The organism is Euzebyales bacterium, assembly GCA_035461305.1.
Lineage (GTDB): Bacteria > Actinomycetota > Nitriliruptoria > Euzebyales > JAHELV01 > JAHELV01.
This window is the reverse complement of sequence record DATHVN010000109.1, coordinates 124659-132041: the sequence shown is the minus strand read 5'-3', so window position 1 is coordinate 132041 and position 7383 is coordinate 124659. Positions and strand designations below refer to the sequence as shown.

The following is a 7383-nucleotide window of genomic DNA, read 5'->3' as shown; positions in this document are numbered from 1 at the left end:
GGCGGTGTGATCGTTCGCGAGGCGGATCTTCAGTGACCGCAGGCGGTTGTCGTACTCGGCGACCGCGGCCAGCATCGTGCCGACCAAGCCGCCTTCGGGGTCGTTGTGCGGGTCGGTGGTGGTGTCGCCCGCGAGGGTCGCGATGGTGGTCACGCCTGCGGCGTGGAGCTGGCGGAGCATGACGTAGCGCAGCTCGACGCTTCTCCATAGGCGGCTGGTGTCGAACGCGGCTACGACGTCGACCGGGTTGCGTTCGCAGTGGTCGAGCAGCTCAAGCCATGCCGTGCGACGGTCGAGCGCGTCGGCCGGGGCATCGGGATCGCGGAAGGTGCCGACGACGGTCCAGCCGCGGCGGTCGGCGAGCGCGTGGAGGTCGGCGAGTTGCGCTTCGAGGCTCGTCGACCGGTCGGGGTCGGCGGGTTCGTCGGTGCGGCTCTGCCGGGCGTACAACACTGCGGTAGACATGCGCCGGAGCGTACAACAACTTGACAGCGACTGTTGCCAGGCTGATCTCGCCCGGCCGGGCGATGCCGCCGCCACCACCGAGCAGCGCCGCCGCGGTCGTGGCGTGGTGCGGCCGGCGCAGCGGCGGCGTGCGGTCCAGCACGGACGGCGCCGGACCGGTCAGCAGGCCGGCGACCGACCGCACGGCCAGTACCTCGAGCGCCTGGTCCTCCGTCAGCGGCGGCAGGAGCCCGACGAGCCGCGCGGCGAGCATCGACTTGCCGCATCCGGGCGGACCGAGCAGCAGCATGTGGTGCGCGCCCGCCGCGGCGATCTCGCAGGCACGCCGTGCCTCCGCCTGACCGCGCACGTCCGCGAGGTCGGGCACGTCCGCCATCGTCGACGGCGGGAGGGGTGACGAGGACCGCGCCGCCACGGCACCCCTGGTCACGTCGAGCAGCTCGGCCAGGTCTGCGACGGCGACGACCTCGATGCCCGCGATCAGCCGCGCCTCGGACGTGTTGGCGTCGGCCACCACCAGCCGGGTGATGTCCTGCGCGGCGAGGTGCGCGGCCACCGGCAAGACGGCAGGCACCGGTCGGACGCTACCGTCCAGCGCGAGCTCTCCGAGGAACGCGCTGCCGGCGACGGACGACGGCGGGACGAGCCCGAGCTGCACGAGCAGCGCGACCGCCAGCGCCAGGTCGAACCGGGCTCCACTCGTCGGCACGTCGGCTGGCGCCAGCGACGCCAGGATCTTGCGCGGTGGCAGCCTGACGCCCGTCGCCGCGAGCGCCGCCCGAACGCGGTCCGCGGCCTGCCGTCCGGCGGCACCCGTCGCGCCGATGACGGCGAACCCAGGCAGCCCTGCGCTCATGGACACCTCAACGGCCACGTCGACCGCCTGCAGGCCGATCACCGCCGCGCTGCGCGCGAGGCCGACCATGGGCTCAGCGACCGACGTCACGACGGTGCTCGATCGTCGGAGCGATCGAGGGATCCGGCCACAGCAGGCCGATCACGTCGAAGCGCACGACCCGGTGGCGGGCTGCCTGCTCGGCGAGCCATGCCCCCGCGAGGCGGCGCAGCTGCGTGACCTTGCGCGGCGTCACCGCGTCGAGCGGGACACCTGCGCCGGCGCTGCTGCGCGTCTTGACCTCACAGACGACCAGGTCCGTTCCGTCGATGGCGACGATGTCCAGCTCACCACGCAACGTGGGATCAGCGGGGCGCCAGTTGCGTGCGAGCACGCACCACCCGAGGCGTGTGACGTAGGTGGCGGCGACCTGTTCGCCGGACCTGCCCAGCTCTGCATTGCGTCCCATGTCCGGGGACGGTAGGGCCGGTGGCCGATCCTGCCCAACCGCCACCCGGCGTGGGTGTGGAGAACCGGCGCACCGACTGCGGCGCTTGGGTCCTCACCAGGTCAGATGACCCCGAACCCCCAGAGCGCGAGCGCAGCGAGCACGATGAGGCCGACGATCAGGAGCACGATGTCGGTGCCCTTGCCGTCGCGGTAGCGGCGCGTCGAGTTGAAGCCCATCGACCGCGATGCTAGTCGGCAATCGACGTCGGCGGGAATCCCGGCAGCTCGGCGTCACCGGCGATGCGCTCGATGTTGACGTCGCGGTACGACAGCACGCGGACGTGCGTCACGAACCGTGCCGGGCGGTACATGTCCCAGACCCACGCGTCACGCAGTTCGATCTCGTACGGACCACGATCGTGCTCGACGACCTCGACCTCGTTGGCGAGGTAGAAGCGGCGCTCAGTCTCGACGGCGTAGCGGAACATGCCGACGACGTCGCGGTACTCGCGGTACAGCGCGAGCTCCATGTCGGTCTCGTACTGCTCGAGCTCTTCGGAGCTGCTCATGACGTGTACCTACCGCTGACGCTGCGTGAGGCACGCAATGCGGCTACGCCCGTCACTGCTCGGTCGAGGCGTCGGTCGCCTGCAGCAGACCGGCGCGGTCGAAGGGCCACACGAGCACGAAGGCGCGGCCGATCATCTGGTCGCGGCTGATCGTGCCGAGCAGGCTGCGCGAGTCCGACGAACGTGGCCGGTTGTCGCCCATCACGAAGTACTCGCCTTCGGGGATGCGCTGGGCCGGCATCGACGATCGGTCGCGGGTCGACAGGTAGCCCCCCTCGTCGGTCGGCGCCTCGTCCAGCCGCTCCCCGTTGATGTAGACCACCCCGTCGGTGATCTCGATCGTCTCGCCCGGCAGCCCGATCACACGCTTGATGAAGTCCTGCTCGGACGGCGGCGCGAGGCCGAGTCCCGCCGCGAGGGAGCGCAACCCTCCCGCGAGCGGGTTGGCGTTGTTGCGCTGCGCCCCCGCCTCGTCGGAGAACACCACGATGTCACCGCGCTCCGGCTCACCGACGCGGTACGCGAGCCGGTTGACGAGCACCCGGTCGCCGATCTCGAGCGTCGGGACCATGGACTCGGACGGGATGAAGAACGCCTGGATCAGGAAGCTGCGCAGCAGTAGCGCCAGGACGAACGCCACGAGCAGCAGCACGGGCAGCTCCGCAACGAAGCCACCGACGCGGCGCGCCGCGGATGGCGATCCGTCGTCGGTCGCGGCAGCGCGCTCCGGCGCTCGGCGATCGATGTCCTGATGGGTGTCAGCCACGGAGTGCAGCGCTGCGGCGCTCAGACACCCGCGACGTCGCGGCGCTCGCGGATCTTCGCCTTCTTGCCCACGCGGTCCCGCAGGTAGTACAGCTTGGCGCGACGAACGCGCCCACGGCGGACGACCTCGATGTGATCGATGACGGGCGCGTGCACCGGGAACGTGCGCTCGACGCCGATGCCGTTGAAGCTGATCTTGCGGACCGTGAACGTCTCGCTCACGCCACTGCCGCGACGCGCGATCACGTCCCCCTCGAAGACCTGGATCCTCGAGCGGTTGCCCTCGACCACGCGGACGTGGACGCGCACGCGGTCACCGGCCCGGAACTCGGGCACGTCGTCACGCAGGTTCTCGAGGTCGATCATGTCGGTCGGGTTCATGGCAGCACATCTTTCGCGTGCAGGTTCGGTGCGAGGCCCAACGGACGACGGGCCGGTCAGAAGTCGGTCTGTAAGAGGATAGCTTCACCGAGGTGGGCGCTTCAATCGCGCGCGTCCGCCGGATCCACGGGCATCACGCTCCCGGCCGCCTTCCAGCGCCTGTAGAGGTCGGGCCTGACCCGACGTGTGCGCTCGATCGCCTGCTCGCGCCGCCACGCGGCGACGCGGGCGTGGTCCCCACTGCGCAGGATGAGCGGCACATCCATCCCGCGGAAGCTCGCCGGGCGCGTGTACTGCGGATACTCGAGCAGGCCGTCGGCGTGGGACTCGTCCGACGCGCTGAGGTCGTTGCCCATGACCCCCGGCAGCAGCCTGGTCATGGCCTCGATCACGACCGCCGCCGCCGCCTCGCCTCCTGCCAGCACGTAGTCGCCGATCGACAGCTCGTCGTGCGCAAGGGCCACGTGCACGCGCTCGTCGATCCCCTCGTACCTGCCACAGAGCAGCAGCAGACGACCGGCGCCCGCCAGGTCGCGGACCGTGTCCTGGTCGAGCAGCGCACCGCGCGGTGTCAGGACGATCGTGCGGGGACGGGCGTCGACGTCCCCGTAGAGCTGCTCGACCGCGGCGAAGAAGGGCTCCGGCTTGAGCACCATGCCAGCACCGCCGCCGTAGGGCTCGTCGTCGGCGGTCCGGTGGCGGTCGGTCGTCCAGGCCCGCAGGTCGTGGACGTCGACGCGGACCACGCCGGCCTCGCGCGCACGGCCGAGCAGCGACGTGTCGAGCATCCCGGCGAACCACTCCGGGAACAGCGTCAGCACGTCGATGCGGAAGGGCTCGGCGGGCATCTGTCAGTCGATCGTGTCAGCCGGGTCGAGCAGACCCGGGGGCCCGTGGACCACGACCGGGTCGTCGAGATCGACGAGCTCATCGACCACCGGGATCAGCAGCTCGCCACCGTCGGGCCGGGCGACGCTCAGGAAGTCGTGGGCCGCACCGTCGAGGACGCCGTCGACCACGCCGACCAGCGTGCCGGCGGCGTCGACGATCTCACGCCCGAGCACGTCGTCGGCCCACATCATGTCGTCGGTAGAGACGTCGTCGCGGTCGACCTCGAGCACAGTGTTGCGCAGCTCGGCGACCGCGTCGCGATCGTCGACGCCGGCGAAGCGGACGAGGGCGCGGCCTCTGTGCCAGCGCACGGCGGTGATCTCGAGCGTCCGCTGACCCGCGGTGCAGCGCAGGCCGACGCTCAGGGCGTCGCGCAGATCGGGGTCTACCCACAGGTACGCGTCACCGGCGAGCCCGAAGGGCTTGCCGAGCGTGCCGAGCACCACGCGGGTCGGCACGACGGCCTCAGTCGACGATCTCGACCGTCGCGCTGGTGCCCTCCCGCGTGGCGGCCGCCTTCACGACGGTGCGGATCGCCTTGGCCGTGCGGCCGCGCTTGCCGATGACCTTGCCCATGTCCTCGGGGTGCACCCGCAACTCGAGGACGACGTCGACCCGGTCGCCGTCGACCGGCGTGACCGTGACGTCGTTCGGGTGGTCGACCAGCTTGCGGGCGATGAAGGCGAGGACCTCCTCGGTCATCATGACGTGGTGGCCTCGGTGTCCTCGTCGGCCTCCGCCACGCCGACGGCGGAGGATCCCACGCCACCGGCGCCGGCAGCGGTCTCGTCGGGCTGCTCGGCGGCGGTCTCGTCGGGCTGCTCGGCGGCGGTCTCGTTGGGGGTCTCGGCAGCCGCTGGTGCGGATCCCGACGCAGCGGTCTGCGCGGCAGCCGCGGCCGCCTGCTGGGACGGACGCTGACGCCCTACGTCGCCCGGTCGGAACTCCTCCCAGATGCCGGTCACCCGCAGCAGCTGGCGGACCGCGTCCGACGGCTGCACGCCCTCGCCCAGCCAGTAGAGCGCCCGCTCGCGCCTGATCTGGATCTCCGACGGCTCACGCAGCGGATGGTAGTACCCGATGTCCTCGATGAACCGCCCGTCGCGGGGCGAACGCGCGTCCGCCACGATCACCCTGTAGAAGGGCTGCTTCCGCTTGCCTTCGCGCCGCAGGCGCATCTTCACAGCCATCTGACTGCCTCGTCCTTTCGCGGTGGTGCTCGTCCGTTGGGGTGCACCCGCTCGCCGGCGTGATGAGCGGCACGGTGGTTGTCATCGATGTGGGTGCCTGCCGTGGCGGAGCTCGAGGATCGTCACATACGCGCACACGCCAGTGGCACAACGTCGCAGTCTAGCGTAGCGCCCCCTCGGCCGATGCGCGGCACAGTCAGCGGCGTTTGCGCTTCCCGTTCCTGCTGCTCTTGCTCTTGCGCTTGCGCTTGGGAACCGACTTGCCCCGCGGCTTGGCCCCGGGCGGCAGCGGGCCGCCCGGCGCCGACCCGCCGAGCCCGCCCGGCAGGCCACCCATGCCGCCCGGCAGACCACCGAGGCCTCCGGGCATCCCTCCGCCCGCGGCCAGGGCGTCAAGGTCGAGGTCACCCATGCCACGCAGGGCCTTCATGCCCTTCGGACCGCCGAGCTGCTTCATCATCTTGCGCATCTGCTCGAACGACGCGAGCAGCTGGTTGACCTCCTGTGCCGACCGGCCCGACCCGCGGGCGATGCGCTTCTTGCGCTTGCCGTTGAGGATGCGCGGCTGCTGTCGCTCCTCGGGCGTCATCGACTGGATGATCGCTTCGACCCGGACCAGCTCCCGCTCATCGAGATCGAGGTCCTTGAGCTGTCGACCGACGCCGGGCAGCATCCCGAGCAACCCCTGCACCGGGCCCATCTTCTTGAGCTGCTGGAACTGCTCGAGGAAGTCCTCCAGCGTGAACTCGGCGGCGAGCAGCTTGGACTCCATGTCCCTGGCCTGCTGCTCGGTGTAGACGTCCTCGGCCTTCTCGATCAGCGTGAGCACGTCGCCCATCCCGAGGATGCGGCCAGCCATGCGGTCGGGATGGAAGGCCTCGAAGTCATCGAGGCTCTCGCCCACCGACGCGAACTTGATCGGCCGGCCGGTCACCTCGGCGACCGAGAGCGCCGCGCCGCCGCGGGCGTCACCGTCGAGCTTGGCCAGGACCACCCCTGTGAAATCGACGGCCTCCTGGAACGCCTTGGCGACCGTGACGGCTTCCTGGCCGATCATCGCGTCGATCACGAACAGGGTCTCGGCCGGGTCCACGGCAGCCTTGATATCGGCCGCCTGCTGCATCAGGACGTCGTCGATGTTCATCCGGCCCGCGGTGTCGACGATGACCACCGACGCGCCCAGCCGGCGCGCCTCGTCCATCGACTGACGCGCGACCGCAATGGGATCGCCTGACTCCACCGGTGCGTAGACTGGCACGTCGGCGCGCTCGGCGAGCACCCGCAACTGCTGCACGGCGGCCGGGCGCTGCAGGTCGCAGGCGACGAGCAGCGGCTGGCGGCCCTGCTTGCGGAGCAGCGTGGCCAGCTTGCCCGCCGCTGTCGTCTTACCGGAGCCCTGTAGGCCGGCCAGCATGATCGCCGCAGGCGACCGGCTGCCCAGGTCCAGCGGCGCGGACATGCCACCGAGGATCTCGATGAGCTCCTCGTGGACGATCTTGATGACCTGCTGCGCCGGGTTGAGCGCCTCGTGCACCTCGGTGCCGACTGCACGTTCGCGGATGCGGGCCACGAAGGCCTTGACGACCTTGAAGTTGACGTCGGCCTCGAGCAACGCCAGACGGATCTCCCGCAGCGTCGCATTGACCTGCTCGTCGGTCAGTCTCCCGCCACGGCGGAGGTTGGCGAAGATGGCTTCGAGGCGTTCACCGAGCGCGTCGAACATGGGGCAGATCCGAAGGTTGGTGGGGTCTGGGATCGGCATGACCGCGACGAACGCGCGGCAGCCGTGGGTGTCTCACTGTAGCGGGGCTCCGGCACCCGTCGGTTCCGGAGCCAA

At 70.7% G+C, this 7383-nt stretch carries 10 protein-coding genes and 1 pseudogene; all 11 read right to left on the bottom strand.

Features of this window, described 5'->3' with window-relative positions; all coding sequences use genetic code 11:
* The coding region (locus VK923_10545; protein ID HSJ45107.1) for a recombinase family protein at window positions 1-465 on the bottom strand (465 nt) is incomplete at its 3' end.
* 25 nt (window positions 466-490) lie between these two features.
* Window positions 491-1321, bottom strand: a pseudogene (locus VK923_10540) (ATP-binding protein).
* A 73-nt stretch (window positions 1322-1394) separates the two neighbouring features.
* Window positions 1395-1769, bottom strand: a complete 375-nt coding sequence (locus tag VK923_10535; protein HSJ45106.1) for a YraN family protein — start codon at window positions 1767-1769, stop codon at window positions 1395-1397.
* A 229-nt stretch (window positions 1770-1998) separates the two neighbouring features.
* On the bottom strand, window positions 1999-2319 hold the full coding sequence (locus tag VK923_10530) for a DUF2469 family protein (GenBank protein HSJ45105.1): 321 nt from the start codon (window positions 2317-2319) through the stop codon (window positions 1999-2001).
* Window positions 2320-2371: 52 nt separating this feature from the next.
* A complete protein-coding gene (lepB, locus tag VK923_10525) occupies window positions 2372-3085 on the bottom strand; it encodes a signal peptidase I (protein HSJ45104.1) in 714 nt (237 codons plus the stop codon).
* A gap of 20 nt (window positions 3086-3105) precedes the next feature.
* Entirely contained in the window at window positions 3106-3465 is a 360-nt protein-coding gene (rplS, locus tag VK923_10520; protein ID HSJ45103.1) for a 50S ribosomal protein L19, read from the bottom strand.
* Window positions 3466-3566: 101 nt separating this feature from the next.
* A complete protein-coding gene (trmD, locus tag VK923_10515) occupies window positions 3567-4313 on the bottom strand; it encodes a tRNA (guanosine(37)-N1)-methyltransferase TrmD (GenBank protein ID HSJ45102.1) in 747 nt (248 codons plus the stop codon).
* A gap of 3 nt (window positions 4314-4316) precedes the next feature.
* Complete coding sequence (gene rimM, locus VK923_10510; protein HSJ45101.1) at window positions 4317-4814, bottom strand: ribosome maturation factor RimM; 498 nt, start codon at window positions 4812-4814, stop codon at window positions 4317-4319.
* Window positions 4815-4821: 7 nt separating this feature from the next.
* The gene (locus VK923_10505; protein HSJ45100.1) at window positions 4822-5061 is read right to left on the bottom strand and encodes a KH domain-containing protein; all 240 of its coding nucleotides are present in this window, start codon (window positions 5059-5061) and stop codon (window positions 4822-4824) included.
* Window positions 5058-5546 carry a 30S ribosomal protein S16 gene (gene rpsP / locus VK923_10500; GenBank protein ID HSJ45099.1) on the bottom strand — a complete coding sequence of 163 codons (489 nt, stop codon included), beginning with the start codon at window positions 5544-5546 and terminating at the stop codon, window positions 5058-5060. Before rpsP ends, VK923_10505 begins: the two co-directional genes overlap by 4 nt.
* Before the next feature lie 196 nt (window positions 5547-5742).
* Window positions 5743-7269 carry a signal recognition particle protein gene (gene ffh, locus VK923_10495; protein HSJ45098.1) on the bottom strand — a complete coding sequence of 509 codons (1527 nt, stop codon included), beginning with the start codon at window positions 7267-7269 and terminating at the stop codon, window positions 5743-5745.
* Between the last annotated feature and the right edge of the window lie 114 nt (window positions 7270-7383).

Coding starts and splice junctions, on each gene's coding strand:
- ffh (HSJ45098.1), bottom strand. CDS start 7,269: ATGTTCGACGCGCTCGGTGAACGCCTCGAAGCCATCTTCGCCAACCTC.
- rpsP (HSJ45099.1), bottom strand. CDS start 5,546: ATGGCTGTGAAGATGCGCCTGCGGCGCGAAGGCAAGCGGAAGCAGCCC.
- rplS (HSJ45103.1), bottom strand. CDS start 3,465: ATGAACCCGACCGACATGATCGACCTCGAGAACCTGCGTGACGACGTG.
- VK923_10535 (HSJ45106.1), bottom strand. CDS start 1,769: ATGGGACGCAATGCAGAGCTGGGCAGGTCCGGCGAACAGGTCGCCGCC.
- VK923_10530 (HSJ45105.1), bottom strand. CDS start 2,319: ATGAGCAGCTCCGAAGAGCTCGAGCAGTACGAGACCGACATGGAGCTC.
- trmD (HSJ45102.1), bottom strand. CDS start 4,313: ATGCCCGCCGAGCCCTTCCGCATCGACGTGCTGACGCTGTTCCCGGAG.
- VK923_10505 (HSJ45100.1), bottom strand. CDS start 5,061: ATGATGACCGAGGAGGTCCTCGCCTTCATCGCCCGCAAGCTGGTCGAC.